Genomic DNA, 23,592 nt, shown 5'->3' with positions numbered 1-23,592 from the left:
GTCCTCATCCGAAGAAGCCACGGACGTACTCCAGCCCCGCGACCAGGGCGTCCACCTCGGCCGGCGTGGAGTACAGATAGAACGACGCCCGCGTGGTCGCAGGAATTCCGTAGCGCAGGCAGACCGGGCGGGCGCAGTGGTGGCCGACGCGGACCGCGATGCCCTGCTCGTCGAGCACCTGGCCCACATCGTGCGGGTGGATGTCGCCGAGCGTGAACGAGATCGTCGCGCCGCGGTCCTCCCCCGACACCGGCCCGATGATCCTCAGGTCCGGCACCTCGGCCAGCCGGCCCAGGGCGTACCGGGTGATCGCGTGCTCGTGCGCCGCGATCTTGTCCATGCCGATGGCCGAGAGGTAGTCCACGGCGGCGCCCAGGCCCACCGCCTGCGCGATCGGCGGGGTGCCCGCCTCGAACTTGTGCGGCGCCGGGGCGTACGTCGAGGAGCTCATCGTGACCGTCTCGATCATCTCCCCGCCGCCCAGGAACGGCGGCAGGTCCTCCAGCAGCTCCTGCCGGCCCCACAGCACGCCGATGCCGGTCGGGCCGCACATCTTGTGACCGGTGAAGGCCACGAAGTCCGCCTGGAGCGCCTGCACGTCCAGCGCCATGTGCGGCGCGGCCTGCGAGGCGTCGATCACGACGAGGGCGCCGACCTGCTGGGCACGGCGGACGATCTCCTCGACCGGGTTGAACGTGCCCAGGACATTGGAGACGAGGACGAAGGAGACGACCTTGGTCCGCTCGGTGATGACCTCCTCGATGTTCGACAGGTCGAGCCTGCCGTCGTCGGTGAGGCCGAACCACTTCAGCTTCGCGCCCGTGCGCTGCGCGAGGAGCTGCCACGGCACGATGTTGGAGTGGTGCTCCATCTCCGTGATGACGATCTCGGTGGCGGCGTCCACCCGGTAGGGCTCGTCGGCCCAGCCGAGCATGTTGGCCACGAGGTTCAGCGACTCCGAGGCGTTCTTGGTGAAGACCACCTCGTCGCGGCTGGGCGCGTTGATGAACGCGGCCACCTTGTCACGGGCGCCCTCGTACAGCGCGGTGGCCTCCTCGGCCAGCACATGAACGCCGCGGTGCACGTTGGCGTGGTGGCGCTCGTAGTAGTCGTTGAGCGCGTCGAGCACCTGGCGCGGCTTCTGCGAGCTGGCCGCGTTGTCCAGGTAGACCAGCGGCTTCCCGCCGTGGACCGTGCGGTCCAGCGCGGGGAAGTCCTTGCGGATCGTCTCGGTGTCGAGCAGACCCGCGTGCGTTTGCGTCACGAGACGCCCCCCTTTGTGTACTGCTCGTAGCCCTCGGCCTCCAGCTTGTCGGCCAGCTCCGGGCCACCGGACTCCACGACCCGGCCGCCGGCGAAGACGTGCACGTGGTCGGGCTTGATGTAGCGCAGGATGCGCGTGTAGTGAGTGATCAGCAGGGTGCCGACCTCGCCCGTCTCGCGGACACGGTTGACGCCCTCGGAGACGATCCGCAGCGCGTCGATGTCCAGGCCCGAGTCGGTCTCGTCCAGGATCGCGATCTTCGGCCGCAGCAGCTCGAGCTGAAGGATCTCGTGGCGCTTCTTCTCGCCGCCGGAGAAGCCCTCGTTCACATTGCGGTCGGCGAAGGCGGGGTCCATCTCCAGGCGCTCCATGGCCTCCTTGACCTCCTTCACCCAGGTCCGCAGCCGGGGCGCCTCACCGCGGATGGCGGTGGCGGAGGTGCGCAGGAAGTTGGACACGGAGACACCCGGCACCTCGACCGGGTACTGCATGGCCAGGAAGACGCCGGCCCGCGCCCGCTCGTCGACGGACATCTCCAGGACGTCCTCGCCGTCCAGCGTGACGGTGCCGCCGGTGACGGTGTACTTGGGGTGCCCTGCCAGCGAGTAGGCGAGGGTGGACTTGCCGGAGCCGTTGGGGCCCATGATGGCGTGCGTCTCGCCCTGCTTCACGGTCAGGTCGACCCCGCGCAGGATCTCTTTGGGGCCGCCTTCGCCGTCGACGGAGACGTGCAGGTCGTGGATCTCAAGCGTTGCCATGGGGTTGCCTCAGGACTCCTGGGTGACGGAGACGAGCACGGCGGCGCCGGGGCCGTCTCCTTCGATCTTGACGGGGTAAACGGGGATGGGGCGGGTCGCGGGCAGCCCGGACGGCTTGCCGGTGCGCAGGTCGAAGCTGGAGCCGTGCAGCCAGCACTCGATCTGGCAGTCCGCCACCTCGCCCTCGGACAGCGAGACGTTCGCGTGCGAGCAGATGTCGTTGACCGCGAACACCTCGCCCTCGGTGCGCACGACGGCCACCGGGACACCGCCGAGCTCCACGCGCCGGGGGACGTCCTCCTCCAGGTCCCCGAGCGCGCAGACCCTGACGAAGCTCTCGGCGCCGGTCATCCGATCGACTCCGCGAGCTCGGCCTCCAGCTTGGCGATCAGCCGCTCCTCGACGTCGGGCACGCCGATCTGCTGGACCAGCTCGGCGAAGAAGCCGCGCACGACCAGGCGGCGCGCCTCCTCGGCCGGGATGCCCCGGGCCATCAGGTAGAAAAGCTGCTCGTCCTCGAACCGGCCGGTGGCCGAGGCGTGGCCGGCGCCGACGATCTCGCCGGTCTCGATCTCCAGGTTGGGGACCGAGTCCACCCGCGCCCCGTCGGTGAGGACCAGGTTGCGGTTGAGCTCGTACGTGTCGGTGCCGGTGGCCGCGGACCGGATCAGCACGTCGCCGATCCACACCGCGTGCGCGTCCTTGCCCTGGAGCGCGCCCTTGTAGGCCACGTTGCTGCGGCAGTTGGCGGCGGTGTGGTCCACCAGGAGCCGGTGCTCCTGGTGCTGCCCGTTGTCCGTGAAGTACAGCCCGTACAGCTCGGCCTCGCCGCCGGGGCCCGCGTAGGAGACCCGCGGGTGGATCCGGACCACGTCGCCGCCGAAGGTGACGACGACGGACTTCACGGTGGCGTCACGGCCGACCAGCACGTTGTGCTGGGTGCAGTGCACGGCCGTGTCGTCCCAGTCCTGCACGGAGACCACGGTGAGCTTGGCGCCGTCGCCGACCTGGAACTCCACGTTCGCCGCCCGGACGGTGTCGCCGGTGTGGTCCAGAACGAGGACGACCTCGGCGAACGCCCCGATCTCGAAGACCGTGTGCCCGAAGGTGACCCCGCCCTCGCCGTGCAGGCTCACCCGGACCGGCTCGGTCAGCACGGCCTCGGCGGGCACCGAGACGACCGTGGCCTTCTCGAAGGCGCTGAACGCCTGCGCGGCGACCCGGTCCGCGGGCTTGCCCGCCCGGCCGATGCGCGGGTCGGTCCGGTCGACGGACTCGATGGTCACGCCGTCGGGGGCGGTCACCTCGATCTTGGCGGAGCCGCCTGCGACGGCGGTGCCGTCGTGCAGCCCCTTCAGCCGCTCCAGGGGAGTGAAGCGCCACTCCTCCTCGCGGCCGTGGGGCACCGGGAAGTCCGCCACGTCGAAGGACGGCGGCGCGCTCATCCGGGTGGCCACGGTGGATTCGGCGGCCACCGCGACCGCTCCTCCCGCGCTGGAGCCGGCCGGGATGCTCTGGGCCTCAGCCATGGGTGTCGTCGTGCTCACTCTCTTGATCCGATGAAATCAACGTCTGCGTCCGGACGAGCCGGCCGGCCCGTCAGCCGACCGCGCCCTCCATCTGGAGCTCGATCAGCCGGTTGAGCTCCAGGGCGTACTCCATGGGCAGCTCCTTGGCGATCGGCTCGACGAAGCCGCGCACGATCATGGCCATCGCCTCGTCCTCGGACAGCCCGCGGCTCATCAGGTAGAAGAGCTGGTCGTCGCTGACCTTGGAGACGGTCGCCTCGTGGCCCATCGTCACGTCGTCCTCGCGGACGTCCACATACGGGTAGGTGTCCGAGCGGGAGATGGTGTCCACCAGCAGGGCGTCGCACAGGACGTTCGACTTGGAGCCCTCGGCGCCCTCGCCGATCTCGATCAGACCGCGGTAGGAGGTCCGCCCGCCGCCCCGGGCCACCGACTTGGAGACGATGTTCGAGGAGGTGCGGGGGGCCATGTGCACCATCTTGGCGCCGGCGTCCTGGTGCTGTCCCTCGCCGGCGAAGGCGATGGACAGCGTCTCGCCCTTGGCGTGCTCGCCCATCAGGTAGACCGCCGGGTACTTCATGGTGACCTTGGAGCCGATGTTGCCGTCGACCCACTCCATGGTGGCGCCCTCGTAGGCGACGGCGCGCTTGGTCACCAGGTTGTACACGTTGTTCGACCAGTTCTGGATGGTCGTGTAGCGGCAGCGGCCGCCCTTCTTGACGATGATCTCCACGACCGCCGAGTGCAGCGAGTCCGACTTGTAGATCGGCGCGGTGCAGCCCTCGACGTAGTGCACGTAGGCGTTCTCGTCGACGATGATCAGGGTCCGCTCGAACTGGCCCATGTTCTCGGTGTTGATCCGGAAGTACGCCTGGAGCGGGATGTCGACGTGCACGCCCGGCGGCACGTAGATGAACGATCCGCCGGACCACACGGCCGTGTTCAGCGCGGCGAACTTGTTGTCACCGGCCGGGATGACCGTGCCGAAGTGCTCCTGGAACAGCTCCGGGTGCTCCTTGAGCGCGGTGTCCGTGTCCAGGAAGATCACGCCCTGCCGCTCCAGGTCCTCGCGGATCTGGTGGTAGACGACCTCAGACTCGTACTGCGCCGCGACACCCGCGACCAGCCGCTGCTTCTCGGCCTCGGGGATGCCCAGCTTGTCGTACGTGCTCTTGATGTCCTCGGGCAGGTCGTCCCAGCTCTGGGCCTGCTTCTCGGTGGACCGCACGAAGTACTTGATGTTGTCGAAGTCGATGCCGCTGAGGTCGGAGCCCCAGTTGGGCATGGGCTTCTTGCCGAAGAGCTTCAGCCCCTTCAGCCGCAGCCTGAGCATCCACTCCGGCTCCGACTTCTTGGCCGAGATGTCACGGACGACGTCCTCGGACAGGCCGCGCTTGGCGGCGGCACCGGCCGTGTCGGAGTCGGCCCAGCCGTATTCGTACTTGCCCAGCCCCTCGAGCTCGGGGTGGGCCGTCTCCGTGGGGAGCGTCATGCGGGGTTCCTCCCGGCGATGCGTGGTGGTGCGGTGGTCTTGGTGTGCTGCGTGCTCTCGGCCGTGTGCTCGGCCCGGGGAACGAACGTCGTGCAGACGCCGTCACCATGGGCGATGGTGGCCAGGCGCTGCACATGGGTGCCCAGCAGGCGGGAGAAGACCTCGGTCTCCGCCTCGCACAACTGGGGGAACCGCGCGGCGGCGTGCGCCACCGGACAGTGATGCTGACACAACTGTTCCCCGGCCGGCGCGGGCACCGTCCGGGCCACGGCCGCGTAGCCGTGCTGGGACAGCGCCTCGGCCAGCGCCCGGGCCCGGTCCCCCGGCGCGGCCCGCTCCAGGAAGGGGCGGTACTGCTCGGCCTGCGCGGCGGCCTTGGCCCGGGCGAAGTCCATCACCGCCGCGGCGCCCAGCTCACCGCCGCCGGCGCTGCGCTCGATCCAGCGCAGCGCCTCGACGGCCAGCTCGTCGTACGCCTGGTCGAACGCGTCCCGGCCGCAGTCGGTGATCGCGAACACCTTGGCCGGCCGGCCCCGGCCGCGCGAGCCGTAGACCCGCTTGTCCCGGGGCTCCACCAGCCCGTCGGCGACGAGGGCGTCGAGGTGGCGCCGCACGGCGGCCTGGGTCAGGCCCAGCCGCTCGGCGAGCTCGGCCGCGGTGGACGGACCGTGGTCGAGAATGGAACGGGCGACCCGCCGTCGCGTGCCGGACTGCTCCTCGGCCGCGGCGGCCAGGGGCGAAGCACCGGGGGCGTCCTGGGCCTCCGGCGTCTCGTTCCGCTCGCCGCCGTTTTTCACAACGCCATTGTTGCGTAATTCTCGCGACGCGAGCAAGCCACGTCTTGACCAGCCCGAATGCAGTACATCACGTAAGGCATACCTAACCTCCGGGCGGCCCGGGAGCCCGCGGTCACCGGCCGCCGCCGGGGCTTTCTAGACTCGCCCTCATGCACACCGCAGGGGGCGCGCCGGCCGTCGAAGCAGTCGGCCTGGTCAAACGGTACGGGCGCACGACCGCGCTGAACGGTCTCGACCTCACCGTCGGCCAGGGGACCGTGACCGCGGTGCTCGGGCCGAACGGCGCGGGCAAGACCACCGCCGTCGAGTCCTGCGAGGGCTACCGCGTGCCGGACGCCGGCCGGCTCCGCGTGCTCGGCCTGGACCCGGTCGCCGACGCCGCCGCGCTGCGGCCCAGGATCGGCGTGATGCTCCAGGACGACGGCGTCTACCCGGGTGTGCGGGCCGTCGAGATGCTGCGCCACATGGCCCGGCTGCACGCGCACCCGCTGGACGTGGACGACCTCGTCGAACGGCTCGGCCTCGGCGCCTGCGGCCGGACCCCCTACCGACGGCTGTCCGGCGGCCAGCGGCGGCGGCTGGCCCTGGCGCTGGCCGTGGTCGGCCGCCCCGAGCTGGTCTTCCTCGACGAGCCGACCGCCGGCCTCGACCCGCAGGCCCGGCACGCCACCTGGGACCTGATCCGCGAGCTGCGCGGGGACGGCGTCACCGTCGTGCTCACCACGCACCACATGGAGGAGGCCGAGGAGCTGTCCGACGACGTGGCCATCGTGGACGCGGGCCGGGTGATCGCCGCCGGGAGTCCCGCCGAGCTGTGCCGCGGCGGCAACGCGGACGTGCTGCGCTTCACCGGCCGCCCGGGCCTGGACCTGGTCTCGCTGCGCCAGGCGCTGCCGGCGGGCAGCGAGGCGGGCGAGCCGAGCCCCGGCAGCTACCGGATCACCGGCGACGTCGACCCCCGGCTGCTGGCCACCGTCACCGCATGGTGCGCCCAGCACGGGGTGCTCGCCGACCGGATCACCACCCAGCGGCACACGCTGGAGGACGTCTTCCTGGAACTGACCGGCAAGGAGCTGCGGTCGTGAGCGAGCCGACGAACGACACGGTGGCCCCGGGCGCCGGCCGGCACACCCCGCGCCCCGGGGCGGCGCCGCTGCCGCGGATGATCGCCGCCCAGGCCGCGCTGGAGACCCGCATGCTGCTGCGCCACGGCGAGCAGTTGCTGCTGACGGCGGTGATCCCGACGCTGCTGCTCGTGCTGTTCAGCACGGTGGACATCGTGGACGTGGGCGACGGCGAGCGCGTCGACTTCCTGGCCCCGGGCATCCTGGCGCTGGCCGTGCTGTCCACCGCGTTCACCGGGCAGGCCATCGCCACCGGCTTCGAACGCCGGTACGGCGTCCTCAAGCGGCTCGGCGCCTCCCCGCTGCCGCGCTGGGCGCTGATGTGCGGCAAGACCTGCGCCGTACTGGTCACCCTGGCGCTCCAGACGATGCTGCTGACGGCCGTAGCGCTGGCGCTGGGCTGGTCCCCGCACGGCAACCCGCTGGCCGTGGCCCTGCTGATGCTGCTGGGCACCGCGGCCTGCGCCGGGCTGGGGCTGCTGATGGCCGGCACGCTGCGCGCCGAGGCCACGCTGGCGGCGGCGAACCTCGTCTTCGTCCTGCTGCTCTTCTTCGGCGGGGTGATCGTTCCACTGGAGGACTTCCCCGACGGGGTGGTGACCGTGCTGGAGCTGCTGCCGGTCAGCGCCCTCTCCTCCGGGCTGCGCGAGGTGCTGCGGGACGGCGCCGGCCTGCCGTGGGGCGAGGCCGGGGTGCTGGCCGTCTGGGCGGTCCTCGGTCTGGGCGCGGCGGCCCGCTTCTTTCGCTGGGAGTAGGGGCTTTCGCTGGGAGTAGCGGTTTTCGCCGGGGGTTGGAGCCCCGGCCGCCCCCTCGTGAATCGGCGCACAAGCGGGGGCATAGCATGAGCGGGTGCCAAAAGCAGTGCGAAACCCCCTGGCCTTCATCGCCGAACGCTGGACACCGCGGCCCGAAACGGTGCGGCGCGCGGCTCTCGCCGCCCTCGTGATGAGCGTGGTCATCGTCGTCACCGGCGGCGCGGTCCGGCTCACCGGCTCGGGGCTCGGCTGCGACACCTGGCCCAAGTGCAGCGACGACAGCCTGGTCGCCACCTCCGAGATGGGCGTCCACGGCCTGATCGAGTTCGCCAACCGGATGATGGCCTACGTCGTCTCCGCCGCCGTCGGCTGGGTGATCGTCGCGTCCCGGGCCGCCAAGCCGCACCGCCGCGGGCTGACCCGGCTGGGCTGGGCGCAGTTCTGGGTCGTGATGAGCAACGGCGTCATCGGCGGCATCACCGTGCTGACCGAGCTGAACCCGTACATCGTGGCCGCGCACTTTCTGGCCGCCACCGCGCTGATCACGGCGGCGACCGTGACCTGGCAGCGGGCCCGGGAGGGCGACGCGGAGCCGCGTCCGCTGGTCGGGGTGCCGGTGCGGCGCGCGGTGTGGGGCCTCACGGCGCTCGTCGGCGCGCTGCTCGTGGCCGGCACCGCGGTCACCGGCAGCGGCAAGCACGCGGGCGACAACAGCGACATCGAGCGAATGCCGTTCGACTGGGAGTGGGTGACCCGGGTGCACTCCGGGCTGGCCTGGGCGGTCGTGCTGGGCACGGTGGCGCTGTGGATCGTGCTGCGCCTGGTGGACGCCCCGCAGGTGGTGCGGGACCGGGCCCGCGACCTGTTCGTGGTGCTGATGGCGCAGGGCGTCATCGGCTACACGCAGTACGCGCTGGACGAGCCCGAGGTGCTGGTCGGCATCCACCTGCTGGGCTCGTCGCTGGTCTGGATCGCGACGCTCCGGTTCCTGCTGGCCACCCGCGAGCGCGGCCAGGTCCCGGCCGCGGCCAGCGGGGACGACCGGGAGGACGCCGCGCCGCTGGCCACCGCGACGACCGTCTGACGACGCCCCTCCGAGACAACGGGCGGGCCCCCGCGAGCATCTCTCGCGGGGGCCCGCCCCGTGGTTCGGTGCCGTGTTGTCAGTGCCCGCGGCCGGCTCCGCCGATCTGGATGCCGGCCATCCGCTTCCACTCGTAGGCCCCCGTCCGCACCCGGGCGGCCAGTTCCCCGTCGAACGCCTCGTGCAGCGGCACGTTGGATCGTTCCGCCGCGTGGGTCAGGGCATCGCGGCTGCGGGACACGAGGTCGCCCCAGCCGCCGTCCGCGCCCACCAGCACCAGCCGGTAGCCGCGCGTGCCGAGGTAGGAGATCTGCCCCTCCGCCCGCCCGCCGTGGGCGGCGGCGAAGGAACGGACACGGCGGACCAGCCGCCTCGTCTCGCGTTCGTCAGAATCAGCCATGCCCGCATACTACCGGCCGGTAATTATCCGTGGCGGGGCGGTGGTCGGTACCCATCGGAGCGGGCAGGGGGCGCAGGCGCGCGAACAGCGGGCGCGCGCAGGGAAACGTCAGCGCAGGAACGGGTCGATGGCCACCGCGAGGAAGACCAGCGAGACATAGGTGATGGACCAGTGGAACAGCCGCATCTCCTTGAGCCTCGCGCCCCGCAGACCCGCCCGGGCGCGGTTCAGCAGCGCGTGTGCCTCCCACAGCCACCAACCGCCGGCCAGCGCCGCCACCAGCGGGTAGAACCACCCGACATAGCCCAGCGGCCACAGCGCCAGCGAGACGGCCACCATCACCCAGCTATAGAGAACGATCTGCCGCGCCACCACGGTGTTGGCCGCGATCACCGGCAGCATCGGGACGCCGACGCGGGCGTAGTCGTCCTTCACCTTCATCGACAGCGGCCAGTAGTGCGGCGGCGTCCAGAAGAACATCACCAGGAAGAGGATGACCGCGGCCCAGGACAGCGAGCCCGTCACCGAGGACCAGCCGATGAGCACCGGCAGACAGCCGGCGATGCCGCCCCACACGATGTTCTGCGCGGTGCGGCGCTTGAGCCACATCGTGTACACCACGACGTAGAACAGCAGCGCGCCGAGCGAGAGCGCGGCGGAGAACCAGTTGACCGTGAGGCCGAACCACAGCGTCGAGATCACGGCCAGCGCCAGGCCGAACGCCAGGCACTCCCCCGGCCGGACGATCCCGGTCACCAGCGGCCGGTTGCGGGTGCGGTCCATCAGCGCGTCGATGTCGCGGTCGATGTACATGTTCAGCGCGTTGGCGCCGCCCGCCGACAGGTAGCCGCCCAGGCAGGTGGCGAGCACCAGCCACAGATCGGGCACGCCCTGCTCGGCGAGGAACATCACCGGAACCGTGGTGATCAGCAGCAGTTCGATGATGCGCGGTTTCGTGAGCGCGATGAACGCCTTGACCCGGGCTCCCGCTGTCCAGCGGTCGGAGCCCTGAGCGAGCTCTGCCGCGGGACGGGAATCGACGGCCGTCACGGACACCCCTGGATGTGCGACATCAGCGACTGGCGCTGCGGGCAGAAACGCGGGCTCCGCCGGCGAACCGGCTGGTGGGAGCTCGCACGTACCCCGCCACTTTAGACGCCCGGCTTGCGCGGCTTGTCGCCGGGGCCCCCGTGTTGACGGGCGTGCCGGAACGCCCTGGCTGGGGCACCCTGGAATCATCGGCCGGCGGGCCGGTCCGGGACCTGACGGAGACCCGAGGCTCCCCCGGCCACCCGCCCCGCCGGAGGTAGGCTCGACACCGCCCGGTGAGCCGTGCTCCGCCGCCTGGCGGAGAAGCCCCGTCACCGGCATGACACATGCGGAGAGGAGCCCTGACGCAGGGTGAGCACCAAGCCGACCACCTCAGACCTCGAATGGACGGATCTGGACGACCGGGCCGTGGACACCGCCCGGGTCCTGGCCGCGGACGCCGTGCAGAAGGTCGGGAACGGCCACCCCGGCACGGCCATGAGCCTGGCACCCGCCGCCTACCTGGTCTTCCAGAAGCTGATGCGGCACGACCCGTCCGACCCCGACTGGACCGGCCGGGACCGCTTCGTGCTGTCCGTGGGCCACACCAGCCTCACGCTGTACACCCAGCTCTACCTGGCCGGGTACGGCCTGGAGCTCGATGACCTCAAGTCCTTCCGCACCTGGGGTTCCCGCACGCCGGGCCACCCCGAGCACGGGCACACCGTCGGGGTGGAGACCACGACCGGCCCGCTGGGACAGGGCATCGGCAACGCGGTGGGCATGGCGATGGCCGCCCGCTACGAGCGCGGCCTGTTCGACCCGGAGGCGGCCCCCGGCACCTCCCCGTTCGACCACACCATCTGGGTGTTCGCCGGCGACGGCTGCCTCCAGGAGGGCGTGGCCGCCGAGGCCGCGTCGCTGGCCGGCCACCAGAAGCTCGGCAACCTGGTGCTGCTGTACGACGACAACCACATCTCGATCGAGGGCGACACCGCCACCGCGTTCTCCGAGGACGTCCTGGCGCGCTTCGAGGCCTACGGCTGGCACGTCCAGCGCGTGGCGGCCAAGGAGAACGGCGACCTGGACCCGCGGGCGCTGCACGCCGCGTTCACGGCCGCCAAGGCGGAGACCGAGCGGCCCTCCATCATCGCGGCCCGCTCGATCATCGCCTGGCCGGCCCCGCACGCGCAGAACACCGAGGGGGCGCACGGCACGGCACTCGGCCCCGACGAGGTCGCCGCGACCAAGCGCGTGCTGGGCTTCGACCCCGAGCGCAGCTTCGAGGTCGAGGACGCCGTGCTGGCGCACGCGCGCGGCGCCGTGGAGCGCGGCCAGACCGCGCACGCCGAATGGGACAAGCGGCTCGCCGCCTGGCGCGCGGCCAACCCGGAGCGGGCGGCCGAGTTCGACCGGATCAAGGCCGGGAAGCTGCCGGAGAGCTGGGAGAAGGCGCTGCCCTCCTTCGACGCCGGCACCGACGTGGCCACCCGCAAGGCGTCCGGCAAGGTCCTGGCGGAGCTGGGCGCGGTGATCCCGGAGCTGTGGGGCGGCTCGGCCGACCTTGCGGGCTCCAACAACACCACGATCGACGCCTCTTCGTCGTTCCTCCCGGCGGGCAACCCGCTGCCGGAGGCCGACCCGTACGGCCGCACCGTGCACTTCGGCATCCGCGAGCACGCCATGGGCTCGGCCATGAACGGCATCGCCCTGCACGGCAACACCCGTATCTACGGCGGCACGTTCCTGGTCTTCTCCGACTACATGCGCCCGGCCGTGCGGCTGGCCGCGCTGATGAAGCTGCCGGTCACCTACGTGTGGACGCACGACTCCATCGGCCTGGGCGAGGACGGCCCGACCCACCAGCCGGTCGAGCACCTCGCGTCCCTGCGCGCCATCCCCGGGCTGAACGTGGTCCGCCCGGCCGACGCGAACGAGACCACCATCGCCTGGCGCGAGATCCTGCGGCGCGACGACGCCCCGCACGCGCTGGCGCTCACCCGGCAGAACGTTCCCACCTACGAGCCCAACGAGGACGCGGCCAGGGGCGGTTACGTGCACACCGAGGCCGAGGGCGGCACCCCGCGCGCCATCCTCCTGGCCACCGGCTCCGAGCTGCATCTCGCGCTGGCCGCCCGTGACGAGCTCCAGGCCGAGGGCGTGCCGACCCGCGTCGTGTCCATGCCCTGCGTGGAGTGGTTCGAGCAGCAGGACCAGGCGTACCGCGACCGCGTTCTGCTGCCCGAGGTGAAGGCGCGCGTCGCCGTCGAGGCCGGCATCGGTCTGACCTGGCACGCCTACGTCGGCTCGGCGGGCCGGATCGTGTCGCTGGAGCACTTCGGTGCCTCGGCCGACTACAAGACGCTTTACCGCGAGTTCGGCATCACCCCGGAAGCCGTGGCCCAGGCCGCGCGGGAATCCCTGACGGCCGCCGAGCGCTGACACCGACACACAAGACAGCAGGAGATGCGAATTCCATGACCGACGCACTCAAGCGCCTCTCCCAGGAGGGTGTCGCGATCTGGCTGGACGATCTGTCCCGTTCGATGATCACGTCCGGCCGCCTCGGTGAACTGCTCGACCAGCAGCACGTCGTGGGTGTCACCACCAACCCCTCGATCTTCCAGAAGGCGATCTCCGCCGGGGAGGGTTACGAGGAGCAGGTGGCGGACCTGGCCGCCCGCCGTGTCACGGTCGAGGAGGCGGTGCGCATGATCACCACCGCCGACGTCCGGGACGCGGCCGACGTGCTGCGCCCGGTGTACGAGGCCACCGGCGGCCTCGACGGCCGGGTGTCCATCGAGGTGGACCCGCGCCTGGCCCACAACACGCGGGCCACCATCGCGGAGGCCAAGCAGTTGGCCTGGCTGGTGGACCGGCCCAACACGTTCATCAAGATCCCCGCCACCCGCGCCGGGCTCCCGGCCATCACCGAGACCATCGCGCGGGGCATCAGCGTCAACGTCACGCTGATCTTCTCGCTCCAGCGCTACCGCGAGGTGATGGACGCCTACCAGGCGGGCCTGGAGCAGGCGCAGGCCAAGGGCCTTGACCTGTCGACGATTTACTCGGTGGCGTCGTTCTTCGTCTCCCGGGTGGACACCGAGATCGACAAGCGGCTGGACGCCATCGGCACCCCGGAGGCCACCGCGCTGCGCGGCAAGGCCGCCGTCGCCAACGCCCGCCTCGCCTACCAGGCGTACGAGGAGGTCGTGGGCGCCGACCGGTGGGCCGCCCTGTCCCGCGCCGGGGCGAACCCGCAGCGTCCGCTGTGGGCCTCGACCGGCGTGAAGGACCCGGCGTACCCCGACACCCTGTACGTGACCGAGCTGGTCGCCCCCGGCACCGTCAACACCATGCCGGGCGCCACGCTCCAGGCCACCGAGGACCACGGGAAGATCACCGGCAACACCGTCCAGGGCACCTACGAGCAGGCCCGCGCCGACCTCGACGCGCTGGACAAGGTCGGCGTCTCCTACGACGACGTCGTCCAGTTGCTGGAGGACGAGGGCGTGGAGAAGTTCGAGACCGCCTGGACGGGGCTTCTCGACTCGACCAAGGCCGAGTTGGAGCGCCTGGCGGGCGGGGAGGACTGAGACTCCGGTGAGCGGCAGCGCGAACCACGACAACCCCCTGCGCTCGTCGCAGGACCGACGGCTCCCGCGCATCGCGGGGCCGTCGGGCCTGGTCATCTTCGGCGTCACCGGGGACCTGTCCCGCAAGAAGCTCATGCCCGCCGTGTACGACCTCGCCAACCGGGGGCTGCTGCCGCCGGGGTTCTCCCTGGTGGGCTTCGCCCGCCGCGACTGGGCCCACGAGGACTTCTGCGAGATCGTGCACGAGTCGGTCAAGCAGTACTCGCGCACCCCGTTCCGCGAGGAGGTGTGGCGCCAGCTCGCCGAGGGGATGCGTTTCGTCCCCGGTGTCTTCGACGACGACGAGGCGTTCACCACGCTGCGTTCCACCATCGAGCAGCTCGACAAGGAACGCGGCACCGGGGGCAACTTCGCCTTCTACCTGTCCGTGCCGCCGAAGTTCTTCCCCACGGTGGTGCGGCAGCTCAAGAAGCACGGGCTGTCCAACGCGCCGACCGACTCCTGGCGGCGCGCGGTCATCGAGAAGCCGTTCGGCCACGACCTGGCCTCCGCCCAGGAGCTCAACCAGGTCGTGCACGAGGTCTTCTCGCCCAACGAGGTCTTCCGCATCGACCACTACCTGGGCAAGGAGACCGTTCAGAACATCCTGGCGCTGCGGTTCGCCAACACGATGTTCGAGCCCATCTGGAACCGGTCCTACGTCGACCACGTGCAGATCACGATGGCCGAGGACATCGGGATCGGCGGCCGGGCAGGGTACTACGACGGCATCGGCTCGGCCCGGGACGTCATCCAGAACCACCTGCTCCAACTGCTGGCCCTGACCGCGATGGAGGAGCCCGCCTCCTTCGACGCGGACGCGCTGGTCACGGAGAAGCTGAAGGTGCTCCAGGCCGTCAAGCTGCCGGAGGACCTGGCCCGGCACACGGTGCGCGGGCAGTACACGGCGGGCTGGCAGGGCGGCCAGAAGGTGGCCGGGTACCTGGAGGAGGACGGCATCGACCCGGCCTCCGTCACCGACACGTACGCGGCCATGCGGCTGGAGATCGACAACCGCCGCTGGGCGGGCGTCCCGTTCTACCTGCGCACCGGCAAGCGGCTGGGGCGGCGCGTCACGGAGATCGCGGTGGTCTTCCAGCGGGCGCCGTACTCCCCGTTCGACGCCACCGACACCCAGGAGCTGGGGCGCAACGCCCTGGTGATCCGGGTGCAGCCGGACGAGGGCATCACGGTCCGGTTCGGCTCCAAGGTGCCCGGCACGCAGATGGAGATCCGGGACGTGACGATGGACTTCGCCTACGGTGAGTCCTTCACGGAGTCCAGCCCGGAGGCGTACGAGCGGCTGCTGCTGGACGTGCTGCTCGGCGACGCCAACCTCTTCCCCCGGCACCAGGAGGTCGAGCGCTCCTGGGAAATCCTCGACCCGGTCGAGGAGTTCTGGGCCCGGCACGGCAAGCCCGAGCCGTACACGGCCGGCACCTGGGGTCCCAGGGCGGCGGATGACATGCTCGGACGCGACGGACGGAGCTGGCGGCGGCCATGAATATCGACCTGACGGACACGACGTCCAGCCAGATCAACGCGGCTCTGGTGCAGGCGCGCCGGGCGGTCGGCTCGGCCGTCGGGATGGTGCTGACCCTCGTCATCGTCACCGACGAGGGAAACCATTACGACGCGCTCAAGGCCGCCAGCGAGGCGTCCAAGGAGCACCCCTCCCGGATCCTGGTGGTCATCAAGCGGCCCGGCCGCTCGCCGCGCGATCGGGCCGGGGCGCGGCTGGACGCCGAGGTCCGGGTGGGCGGCGACGTCGGCAACGGCGAGACGGTGCTGCTGCGGCTGCACGGCGAGCTGGCGGCGCACGCCTACAGCGTCGTCCTGCCGCTGCTGCTGCCGGACGCGCCGGTGGTGGTGTGGTGGCCGGAGGACGCGCCGGGCAGCCCCGCGGAGGACCTGCTGGGCACGCTGGCGCAGCGCCGCATCACCGACGCGGCGGCCAACGAGGATCCGGTGAGCGCGCTGGGCACCCGCGCCGAGGTGTACGCGCCCGGCGACACGGACCTGGCGTGGACGCGGATCACTCCGTGGCGCAGCGTGCTGGCGGCGGCGCTCGACCAGAAGCACTCGAAGATCTCGTCCGCCGAGGTGGAGGGCGAGGAGTACAACCCCAGCACGGAGCTGCTGGCGCTGTGGCTGGCCGAGCGGCTGGCGGTGCCGGTGGAGCGCGTCGTGTCGCAGGGGCCGGGCATCACGGCGGTGCGGCTGTCCACCGAGGACGGCGTCATCTGCCTGGACCGGCCGGACGGTTCGCTGGCCACGCTGGCGGTGCCGGGCCAGCCGGACCGCCATGTGGCGCTGCACCGGCGCAGCACGGCGGAGCTGATCGCGGAGGAGCTGCGGCGGCTGGATCCGGACGAGGCGTACGCGCAGGCCGTCCGGCACGGCTTGCGGCGGCTCCACTCGCCGCCGCCGGCGGCGGCCCCGACGGCGCCGCCCAAGGCCCCGGCGAAGGCGGCGAAGAAGGGTGCCGCCACGGCGGAGCGGGCCGGCGGCAAGCAGCCGGGGAAGGCGTCATGACGCTCCCGCCGAACCTGTCGCTCCTCGTCCACCGCGACCCGGAGCTGATGGCGCAGGCCGCGGCGGCCAGGCTGATCACGGCGATCGTGGACGCCCAGGCCGCCGGCGGCTCGGCGTCGGTGGTGCTGACCGGGGGCCGGAACGGGAACGGCCTGCTGGCCGCTCTCGCCGGCTCCCCGGCCCGGGACGCCGTGGACTGGGGCCATGTGGACCTGTGGTGGGGCGACGAGCGGTTCCTGCCGGCCGGCCACCCCGACCGCAACTACACCCAGGCGTGCCAGGCGCTGCTGGACGCCCTTCCGCTGGACCCGGCCCGGGTGCGTCCGATGCCGGCCTCGGACGGCCCACCGGGCGACGACCCCGAGGCGGCGGCGGAGGCGTACGCGGCGGAACTGGCCGACGCGCCGGGCCCGTTCGACGTGCTGCTGCTGGGCGTGGGGCCGGACACCCATGTCGCGTCGCTCTTCCCCGGCCACCCGGCCGTGCGGGTGACCGACCGGACGGTGGTCGCGGTGCGCGAGGCGCCCAAGCCACCGCCCACCCGTATCTCGCTGACCCTGCCCGCGATCCGCTCCGCCCGCCAGGTGTGGCTGCTGGCGGCGGGCGCGGACAAGGCGCGGGCGGCGGCCACGGCGCTGGCCGCCTCCGACGCGGTCGAGGCCCCGGCGTCGGGCGCGTTCGGCACCCGGACGCTGTGGCTGCTGGACCAGGCCGCCGCCGCCGAACTCCCGGAGCTCCCGGCGACGACGGCCTGAGGGCGCCGCGGGCGCTCAGCGCCCTCGCAGCTCCCGGTACTTCGCGACCAGCGCGGCCGTCGAGGCGTCCAGGCCGGGCACCTCGGCGCCCTCGACCAGGGCGGGCTCCACGCGCTTGGCGAGGACCTTGCCCAGCTCGACGCCCCACTGGTCGAACGAGTCGATGTCCCACACCGCGCCCTGGACGAACACCTTGTGCTCGTACAGGGCGACGAGCTGTCCCAGGACGGCGGGCGTCAGCTCGCCGGCCAGGATGGTGGTCGTGGGCCGGTTCCCCGGGAAGGTGCGGTGCGGCACCAGCTCCTCGGCGACGCCCTCGGCCCGCACCTCGTCGGCGGTCTTGCCGAACGCCAGCGCCTGCCCCTGCGCGAACAGATTGGCCATCAGCAGGTCGTGCTGCGCCTTCAGTTCGTCGCCGAGCTCGGCCACCGGCCGGGCGAAGCCGATCAGATCGGCCGGGATGACCTTGGTCCCCTGGTGCAGCAACTGGTAATAGGCGTGCTGCCCGTTCGTGCCCGGCGTGCCCCAGACCACGGGCCCGGTCCCCCAGGCCACGGGCTGGCCCTGGCGGTCCACGGCCTTGCCATTGGACTCCATGTCGAGCTGCTGGAGGTACGCGGTGAACCGCGACAGGTAGTGGCTGTAGGGCAGGACGGCGTGCGACTGGGCGCCGAAGAAGCCGCCGTACCAGACGCCCAGCAGGCCCAGCAGCAGCGGCGCGTTCTCCTCGGGGGGCGCGGTCCTGAAGTGCTCGTCGACGAGCCGGAATCCGTCCAGCATCTCGCGGAACCGCTCGGCGCCGATGGCGATCATCAGCGACAGGCCGATGGCCGAGTCGTACGAGTACCGCCCGCCGACCCAGTCCCAGAACTCGAACATGTTGGCCGTGTCGATGCCGAACGCCGCGACCTTCTCGGCGTTCGTGGACACGGCGACGAAGTGCCGGGCGACGGCCGTCTCGTCGCCGCCGAGGCCGTCGAGCAGCCACTGCCGCGCCGAGGTGGCGTTGGTGATGGTCTCGATGGTGGTGAACGTCTTGGACGCGACGATGAACAGCGTCTCGGCCGGGTCGAGGTCGCGCACGGCCTCGTGCAGGTCGGCGCCGTCGACGTTGGACACGAAACGGAAGTCCAACTCGCGCGCGGTGTAAGGCCGCAGCACCTCGTACGCCATGGCGGGCCCGAGGTCGGAGCCGCCGATGCCGATGTTCACCACGGTCCTGATCCGGCATCCGGTGTGGCCGGTCCACTCACCGGACCGCACGCGCCCGGCGAAGTCCGCCATCTTGTCCAGCACGGCGTGCACGGCGGGCACGACGTTCTCGCCGTCCACCTCGATCACCGCGTCGGCCGGGGCCCGCAGCGCGGTGTGCAGCACGGCCCGCCCCTCGGTGACGTTGATCCGCTCCCCGGCGAACATGGCGTCCCGCAGCTCGGCGACGCCCGTCGCCCGGGCGAGGTCGTGCAGCAGCCGCAGCGTGTCGTCCGTCACCAACTGCTTGGAAAAGTCGATATGGAGATCTCCCACCCGGAGCACGTACCGCTCGGCCCGCCCCGGATCCCGCTCGAACAGCTCCCGCAGATGCACCTCCCCCAACTCCTCGCGGTGCTTCCCCAGCGCACTCCACTCGCCCATCCGATCGAGCCTGGCCCGGCCAGCTTCGTTCATCTCGCCCTCAGCTCATCCATCCACGCGACCTGTCCCCCGTTCGCCCCCACGCTAGTCGATCGACTCAGGGCGCTCCGGCCCGCCGCTCGCCCCGCTCCCGTCGCACGCCCCCTGCGTCCGCCTCGAACCGCACCACGCCCCCCCCGGCCCCGTCAGGGTCACCGCCACGCGCCCACCGGGCAGTTCGGCGCTCTCCCAGCAGCACGGCGGCAGATGCCCCCATCCGTCCACGCTCAGCCCGGCGACCGCCGGGTAGCCGGTGTGCTCCTCCAGATCCCCTCGCCGGACGCTGACGGTCACGGACCGCCCCCGCTCGTCGATGCCCACGGGCATGACGCCGAGCGTTTCGTCCACCATGCCCTCACAACCGCCCGTGGTACGCCTGATCCGTGGTGTCCGGCAGCCGGGTCCCGAGCCGGATCCGGTCCACCCCCGGCCGGCGTGCAGATAGCCGCCGTCCCCGTCGCCGCGGTAGGCGGCGGGATGTCCCACGGTGAGCGAGGCGTTGGCGACGAACCTCCGGCCGGTCCGGGAACCGGGGCAGGTCCAGCCGCAGCAGGAGCGTCGGCCCCTCCCGCTCCAGCCGCGTCGACCGGAGCACGGCGCCGTCCAGCGGCGGCACCTCGTCGAAGTACCGGTCGAGCCGCTCCCGGTCGGTCAGGAGGTCGGCCCAGTGGGACCGAGCCGCCCGGCCGCCCCATGATCGCGCACCATGTACCCACTGCCCTTCAAACACAGTGCCGCACAGCACACCGGCCCGGGGCACGACCAAGTGGTCGTGCCCCGGGCCGGTGAGAAGTGCGGCCGTGCCCCTCAGATCTCGCCGCGCAGCTTGGCCAGGGCCTCGGCGAGGATCGCCTCGCCGTCGGCGTCGCTGCGGCGCTCGCGGACGTACGCGAGATGTGTCTTGTAGGGCTCGGTGCGCGGGGGGTCCGGCGGGGCGTCGCGCTCTGTGCCTGCCGGGAATCCGCAGCGCGGACAGTCCCAGGTCTCCGGGATCTGTGCGTCGCTGGCGAAACTGGGCTGTGTCTCGTGCCCGTTCGCGCACCAGAAGGAGACCCTCAGCCGAGGGGCGGACTCGCCGCGTTCGGCTTCACCCATGGGCCCCGCCCCGACCCGGCTGCCCCGGATCGCGTTGCCACCTGCCACGGTCGTTACTCCTGCCTGACATCCTGCGAAGTCCTCAGTCTATGCAAGGCTCAACGCACGTCCAGTGCTAGGAGTTACTTGGCTTGGGACTTGGCTAGGACTTCATCAGCAGACCGAGCACCACGATGATCGCGAACCAGATGACGCCCACGACCACGGTGATCCGGTCCAGGTTGCGCTCGGCGACCGACGAGCCGCCGACCGAGGACTGCATGCCGCCGCCGAACATGTCGGAGAGGCCGCCGCCCTTGCCCTTGTGCATCAGCACGAGCAGCCCCAACAAGGCACTGAAGACGATCAGGGCGATCTGGAACGCCGTTTCCACGACTGGACCAACTCTCTCAAGGACGGATGGACGTGTACCGGGGGCCGACGCGGGCCGGCCCCCGGACAGGGTACCGCTAGCACACCGGATGGTCGCTACTGATCACGGAACCGCACGATCTTGACGAACTCCTCGGCGTCGAGCGACGCGCCGCCGACCAGGGCGCCGTCCACATCGGGCTGGGCCATGATCGCCGCGACGTTCCCCGACTTGACCGAGCCGCCGTACTGAATGCGGACCTTGTCGGCCAGCTCACCGTCGTACAGCTCGGCGAGGCGGGCGCGGATCGCCGCGCAGACCTCCTGGGCGTCCTCGGGGGTGGCGACCTCGCCGGTGCCGATGGCCCACACGGGCTCATAGGCGATCACGATGGTGGCGGCCTGCTCCGCGGGAACGTCCTTCAGGCCGCCGTCGAGCTGCGCCAGCGTGTGCTCGACGTGGGTGCCCGCCTTGCGGACCTCCAGCGGCTCGCCGATGCACAGGATCGGGGTGAGCCCGTGCTTGAAGGCGGCCTTGACCTTGGCGTTGCAGATGTCCTCGTTCTCGCCGTGGTACTGGCGGCGCTCGGAGTGCCCCACGACGGCGTAGGTGCAGTTGAGCTTGGCCAGCATCGGGCCGGAGATCTCGCCCGTGTACGCGCCGGAGTCCTGCGCGGAGATGTCCTGCGCGCCGTACTTGATCTTCAGCTTGTCCCCGTCCACCAGGGTCTGCACGGAACGCAGGTCGGTGAACGGCGGCAGCACGGCGACCTCGACCTCGGCGAAGTCCTTCTCCGAGAGGCCGAAGGCCAGCTTCTGGACGTGGGCGATGGCCTCGAGGTGGTTGAGGTTCATCTTCCAGTTGCCCGCCATGAGCGGGATGCGCGAAGCCATGGTGTCAGTCCTCCAGTGCCGCGAGGCCGGGGAGCGTCTTGCCCTCGAGGTATTCGAGGCTCGCTCCGCCGCCGGTCGAGATGTGGCCGAATGCCGACTCCTCGAAACCGAGGATGCGCACGGCCGCCGCCGAGTCGCCGCCGCCGACGACGGTGAAGGCGTGGCTGTCCACCAGCGCCTGGGCCACCGCGCGGGTGCCGCCCTCGAAGTCGGGGTGCTCGAAAACGCCCATCGGGCCGTTCCAGAAGACGGTGGCCGCGTCGGCGAGCTGGGACGCGTACAGCTTCCTGGTCTCCGGGCCGATGTCCAGGCCCTGGAGCCCGGCCGGGATGGCGTCGGCGGCCAGCACGACCGGGTCGGCCGGGGCCTTGGTCTTCAGGTCCGGGAACGCCTTCGCGGCGACCACGTCGACCGGGAGGACGAACTCGACGCCGAGCTCCTCCGCGCGGCGCAGATACTCCTGGACGGCCGGGACCTGGTCCTCCTGGAGGAGCGAGTCCCCGACCTCGTGACCCTGCGCCTTGAGGAACGTGTAGGCCATGCCGCCGCCGATCAGCAGCCGGTCGGCCTTGGTGAGCAGGTGGTCGATCACGCCGAGCTTGTCGGAGACCTTCGCGCCGCCGAGGACGACGGCGTAGGGGCGGCTGACGTTCTCGGTGAGCTGCTTGAGCACGCCGACCTCGGTGGCGATCAGGCCGCCCGCGGCGTGCGGGAGCCGGGCCGGGAGATCGTACACGGAGGCGTGCTTGCGGTGCACCGCGCCGAAGCCGTCGCCGACGTAGGCGTCGACGAACCCGGCGAGCCGGTCGGCGAACTCGCCGCGCTCGGCGTCGTCCTTGCTGGTCTCCCCCGCGTTGAAGCGCAGGTTCTCCAGGAGGGCGACCTCGCCGTCGGCGAGCGCCGCCACGATGGCCTGCGCGCTCTCGCCCACGGTGTCGGAGGCGAACTCGACGGAGATGCCGAGCAGTTCGCCCAGGCGGTGGGCGACGGGGGCCAGCGAGAACTGCGGGTCGGGGGCGCCCTTGGGGCGGCCCAGGTGCGAGGCGACGACCACTTGGGCGCCGGCCTCGATGAGCCGCTTGATGGTCGGCACGGCGGCCCGGATGCGGCCGTCGTCGGTGATGGTCCCGTCGGCGAGCGGAACGTTCAGGTCGGCACGGACGAAGACCCGCCGCCCGGCGACCTGGAGATCATCGATCGTCTTCATGCTGTCTGGACTCCTAGGGGGCGTCTCTGCCGTATGGCGCGAGGGCCCGCAGCGCGCGGCGAGGCGCCCTGCGAGCCCTGCGTGGTGGAACGGTCAGAGCCGCTCGCCGACGTAACGGGTCAGGTCGGCGAGGCGGTTGGAGTAGCCCCACTCGTTGTCGTACCAGCCGACGATCTTGACCTGCTTGCCCTGAGCCATCGTCAGCGACGAGTCGAAGGTGCAGGAGGCCGGCCAGTTGACGATGTCCGAGGACACGATCTGGTCCTCGGTGTACTCGAGGATGCCCTTGAGCTCGCTGTCCGCGGCGGCGCGGAAGGCGGCGTTGACCTCGTCCTTGGTGACCTCGCGGTTCAGCTCGACGACCAGGTCGGTGACCGAGCCGGTGGGGACCGGCACGCGCATGGCGATGCCGTCCAGCTTGCCCTTGAGCTGCGGGAGGACCAGGGCGGTGGCCTTGGCGGCACCGGTGGTGGTCGGGATGATGTTCAGCGCGGCGGCCCGGGCGCGGCGGAGGTCCTTGTGCGGGAAGTCCAGGATGCGCTGGTCGTTGGTGTACGCGTGAACGGTCGTCATCAGACCCTTGACGATGCCGAAGCTCTCGTCGAGGACCTTGGCCATCGGCGCCACACAGTTGGTGGTGCAGGAGGCGTTGGAGATGACGTGGTGGGCGGCCGGGTCGTACTGGTCCTGGTTGACGCCCATGACGACGGTGATGTCCTCGTTCTTCGCGGGCGCGGAGATCAGGACCTTCTTGGCGCCGGCGGCGAGGTGCTTCGCGGCGTCGTCGCGCTTGGTGAAGATGCCGGTGGACTCGATCACGATGTCGGCGCCGAGCTCACCCCAGGGCAGCGCGGCCGGGTCACGCTCGGCCAGCGTCTTGAAGGTGTGGTTGCCGACCGTGATGGTGTCCTCGGTGTGGGTGACCTCTTCCTTGAGGCGGCCGAGGATGCTGTCGTACTTCAGCAGATGCACCAGGGTGGCGTTGTCGGTCAGGTCGTTGACACCGACGATCTGGACATCCGCTCCCTGTTCAAGGAGCGCGCGGAAGTAGTTGCGACCGATACGGCCAAAGCCGTTGATTCCTACGCGGATCGTCACGAACCGATCTCCTCGTTGGTACGCCGGTGAAACGAACACCGGCGATGCTGTATTGGGATGTCCCCGACCGTTTCCGACCCTACCGCGCCCAGGTCTCCCGGGTGACATCGGCCAGG

General features: G+C 71.3%; 23 protein-coding genes. 8 read left to right on the top strand and 15 right to left on the bottom strand.

The genetic code is table 11. From position 1 onward, the window contains the following. Window positions 1-4: 4 nt before the first annotated feature. From RM590_RS19400 to RM590_RS19375, 6 genes are all read right to left on the bottom strand, one after another. A complete protein-coding gene (locus RM590_RS19400; RefSeq protein ID WP_311705888.1) occupies window positions 5-1,264 on the bottom strand; it encodes a cysteine desulfurase in 1,260 nt (419 codons plus the stop codon). Then, window positions 1,261-2,022 (bottom strand): Fe-S cluster assembly ATPase SufC, encoded by a 762-nt coding sequence (gene sufC, locus RM590_RS19395; protein ID WP_311705887.1) that lies wholly within the window; start codon window positions 2,020-2,022, stop codon window positions 1,261-1,263. Before sufC ends, RM590_RS19400 begins: the two co-directional genes overlap by 4 nt. Window positions 2,023-2,031: 9 nt before the next feature. Then, complete coding sequence (locus RM590_RS19390) at window positions 2,032-2,373, bottom strand: non-heme iron oxygenase ferredoxin subunit (protein WP_311705886.1); 342 nt, start codon at window positions 2,371-2,373, stop codon at window positions 2,032-2,034. After that, a complete protein-coding gene (sufD, locus tag RM590_RS19385) occupies window positions 2,370-3,551 on the bottom strand; it encodes a Fe-S cluster assembly protein SufD (RefSeq protein ID WP_311705885.1) in 1,182 nt (393 codons plus the stop codon). The genes RM590_RS19390 and sufD overlap by 4 nt, the downstream gene beginning before the upstream one ends. A gap of 70 nt (window positions 3,552-3,621) precedes the next feature. Next, entirely contained in the window at window positions 3,622-5,043 is a 1,422-nt protein-coding gene (gene sufB, locus RM590_RS19380) for a Fe-S cluster assembly protein SufB (protein WP_311705884.1), read from the bottom strand. Next, on the bottom strand, window positions 5,040-5,840 hold the full coding sequence (locus RM590_RS19375) for a helix-turn-helix transcriptional regulator (protein ID WP_394813903.1): 801 nt from the start codon (window positions 5,838-5,840) through the stop codon (window positions 5,040-5,042). The genes sufB and RM590_RS19375 overlap by 4 nt, the downstream gene beginning before the upstream one ends. A 149-nt stretch (window positions 5,841-5,989) precedes the next feature. Between RM590_RS19375 and RM590_RS19370 the strand changes: the two genes are divergently transcribed. From RM590_RS19370 to RM590_RS19360, 3 genes are all read left to right on the top strand, one after another. Further along, entirely contained in the window at window positions 5,990-6,925 is a 936-nt protein-coding gene (locus tag RM590_RS19370) for an ABC transporter ATP-binding protein (protein ID WP_311705883.1), read from the top strand. Between the two features lie 77 nt (window positions 6,926-7,002). Beyond that, the gene (locus RM590_RS19365; protein WP_311706027.1) at window positions 7,003-7,719 is read left to right on the top strand and encodes an ABC transporter permease; all 717 of its coding nucleotides are present in this window, start codon (window positions 7,003-7,005) and stop codon (window positions 7,717-7,719) included. Between the two features lie 94 nt (window positions 7,720-7,813). Next, window positions 7,814-8,803: a COX15/CtaA family protein gene (locus tag RM590_RS19360; RefSeq protein WP_311705882.1), complete on the top strand. Its 990-nt coding sequence runs from the start codon at window positions 7,814-7,816 to the stop codon at window positions 8,801-8,803. A 79-nt stretch (window positions 8,804-8,882) separates the two neighbouring features. Here RM590_RS19360 and RM590_RS19355 read toward each other — a convergent pair whose 3' ends face one another. After that, window positions 8,883-9,203, bottom strand: a complete 321-nt coding sequence (locus RM590_RS19355) for a hypothetical protein (protein WP_311705881.1) — start codon at window positions 9,201-9,203, stop codon at window positions 8,883-8,885. 108 nt (window positions 9,204-9,311) lie between these two features. Further along, a complete protein-coding gene (locus RM590_RS19350) occupies window positions 9,312-10,259 on the bottom strand; it encodes a heme o synthase (protein WP_311705880.1) in 948 nt (315 codons plus the stop codon). A 345-nt stretch (window positions 10,260-10,604) separates the two neighbouring features. On the opposite strand from RM590_RS19350, the gene tkt reads away from it, so the two are divergent. From tkt to pgl, 5 genes are read left to right on the top strand one after another with little or no spacing between them, the layout of a single operon-like run. Further along, window positions 10,605-12,674: a transketolase gene (tkt, locus tag RM590_RS19345; RefSeq protein WP_311705879.1), complete on the top strand. Its 2,070-nt coding sequence runs from the start codon at window positions 10,605-10,607 to the stop codon at window positions 12,672-12,674. 35 nt (window positions 12,675-12,709) lie between these two features. Next, the gene (gene tal, locus RM590_RS19340) at window positions 12,710-13,828 is read left to right on the top strand and encodes a transaldolase (RefSeq protein ID WP_311705878.1); all 1,119 of its coding nucleotides are present in this window, start codon (window positions 12,710-12,712) and stop codon (window positions 13,826-13,828) included. 7 nt (window positions 13,829-13,835) lie between these two features. Beyond that, window positions 13,836-15,371, top strand: a complete 1,536-nt coding sequence (gene zwf / locus RM590_RS19335) for a glucose-6-phosphate dehydrogenase (protein WP_311705877.1) — start codon at window positions 13,836-13,838, stop codon at window positions 15,369-15,371. Continuing rightward, entirely contained in the window at window positions 15,368-16,402 is a 1,035-nt protein-coding gene (opcA, locus tag RM590_RS19330; RefSeq protein ID WP_311705876.1) for a glucose-6-phosphate dehydrogenase assembly protein OpcA, read from the top strand. Before zwf ends, opcA begins: the two co-directional genes overlap by 4 nt. Continuing rightward, window positions 16,399-17,157, top strand: a complete 759-nt coding sequence (pgl, locus tag RM590_RS19325; protein WP_311705875.1) for a 6-phosphogluconolactonase — start codon at window positions 16,399-16,401, stop codon at window positions 17,155-17,157. The genes opcA and pgl overlap by 4 nt, the downstream gene beginning before the upstream one ends. Window positions 17,158-17,172: 15 nt before the next feature. On the opposite strand, the gene pgi is transcribed toward pgl, so the two are convergent. From pgi to gap, 7 genes are all read right to left on the bottom strand, one after another. Continuing rightward, a complete protein-coding gene (gene pgi, locus RM590_RS19320; RefSeq protein WP_311705874.1) occupies window positions 17,173-18,825 on the bottom strand; it encodes a glucose-6-phosphate isomerase in 1,653 nt (550 codons plus the stop codon). A gap of 51 nt (window positions 18,826-18,876) precedes the next feature. Beyond that, complete coding sequence (locus tag RM590_RS19315; RefSeq protein WP_311705873.1) at window positions 18,877-19,317, bottom strand: hypothetical protein; 441 nt, start codon at window positions 19,315-19,317, stop codon at window positions 18,877-18,879. A 321-nt stretch (window positions 19,318-19,638) separates the two neighbouring features. Next, window positions 19,639-19,974: an RNA polymerase-binding protein RbpA gene (locus tag RM590_RS19310; protein ID WP_311629654.1), complete on the bottom strand. Its 336-nt coding sequence runs from the start codon at window positions 19,972-19,974 to the stop codon at window positions 19,639-19,641. Window positions 19,975-20,068: 94 nt separating this feature from the next. Then, on the bottom strand, window positions 20,069-20,299 hold the full coding sequence (gene secG / locus RM590_RS19305) for a preprotein translocase subunit SecG (RefSeq protein ID WP_311705872.1): 231 nt from the start codon (window positions 20,297-20,299) through the stop codon (window positions 20,069-20,071). Window positions 20,300-20,394: 95 nt separating this feature from the next. Beyond that, complete coding sequence (gene tpiA, locus RM590_RS19300; RefSeq protein WP_311705871.1) at window positions 20,395-21,171, bottom strand: triose-phosphate isomerase; 777 nt, start codon at window positions 21,169-21,171, stop codon at window positions 20,395-20,397. A 4-nt stretch (window positions 21,172-21,175) separates the two neighbouring features. Next, window positions 21,176-22,378, bottom strand: a complete 1,203-nt coding sequence (locus RM590_RS19295; RefSeq protein WP_311705870.1) for a phosphoglycerate kinase — start codon at window positions 22,376-22,378, stop codon at window positions 21,176-21,178. Window positions 22,379-22,471: 93 nt separating this feature from the next. Continuing rightward, window positions 22,472-23,476: a type I glyceraldehyde-3-phosphate dehydrogenase gene (gene gap / locus RM590_RS19290; RefSeq protein ID WP_311705869.1), complete on the bottom strand. Its 1,005-nt coding sequence runs from the start codon at window positions 23,474-23,476 to the stop codon at window positions 22,472-22,474. Between the last annotated feature and the right edge of the window lie 116 nt (window positions 23,477-23,592).

It is taken from the genome of Streptomyces litchfieldiae, assembly GCF_031845365.1.
In the GTDB taxonomy this organism is placed as follows: Bacteria; Actinomycetota; Actinomycetes; order Streptomycetales; family Streptomycetaceae; genus Streptomyces; species Streptomyces litchfieldiae.
This window is presented reverse-complemented; position numbering and strand designations above follow the sequence as displayed.

Bases quoted from the DNA above. Each gene is read 5' to 3' on its own strand.
- sufC (WP_311705887.1), bottom strand. From the start codon at position 2,022: ATGGCAACGCTTGAGATCCACGACCTGCACGTCTCCGTCGACGGCGAA.
- pgl (WP_311705875.1), top strand. From the start codon at position 16,399: ATGACGCTCCCGCCGAACCTGTCGCTCCTCGTCCACCGCGACCCGGAG.
- opcA (WP_311705876.1), top strand. From the start codon at position 15,368: ATGAATATCGACCTGACGGACACGACGTCCAGCCAGATCAACGCGGCT.
- pgi (WP_311705874.1), bottom strand. From the start codon at position 18,825: ATGAACGAAGCTGGCCGGGCCAGGCTCGATCGGATGGGCGAGTGGAGT.
- tpiA (WP_311705871.1), bottom strand. From the start codon at position 21,171: ATGGCTTCGCGCATCCCGCTCATGGCGGGCAACTGGAAGATGAACCTC.
- RM590_RS19355 (WP_311705881.1), bottom strand. From the start codon at position 9,203: ATGGCTGATTCTGACGAACGCGAGACGAGGCGGCTGGTCCGCCGTGTC.
- RM590_RS19365 (WP_311706027.1), top strand. From the start codon at position 7,003: ATGATCGCCGCCCAGGCCGCGCTGGAGACCCGCATGCTGCTGCGCCAC.
- RM590_RS19295 (WP_311705870.1), bottom strand. From the start codon at position 22,378: ATGAAGACGATCGATGATCTCCAGGTCGCCGGGCGGCGGGTCTTCGTC.
- RM590_RS19370 (WP_311705883.1), top strand. From the start codon at position 5,990: ATGCACACCGCAGGGGGCGCGCCGGCCGTCGAAGCAGTCGGCCTGGTC.
- sufD (WP_311705885.1), bottom strand. From the start codon at position 3,551: ATGGCTGAGGCCCAGAGCATCCCGGCCGGCTCCAGCGCGGGAGGAGCG.
- tal (WP_311705878.1), top strand. From the start codon at position 12,710: ATGACCGACGCACTCAAGCGCCTCTCCCAGGAGGGTGTCGCGATCTGG.
- sufB (WP_311705884.1), bottom strand. From the start codon at position 5,043: ATGACGCTCCCCACGGAGACGGCCCACCCCGAGCTCGAGGGGCTGGGC.
- RM590_RS19390 (WP_311705886.1), bottom strand. From the start codon at position 2,373: ATGACCGGCGCCGAGAGCTTCGTCAGGGTCTGCGCGCTCGGGGACCTG.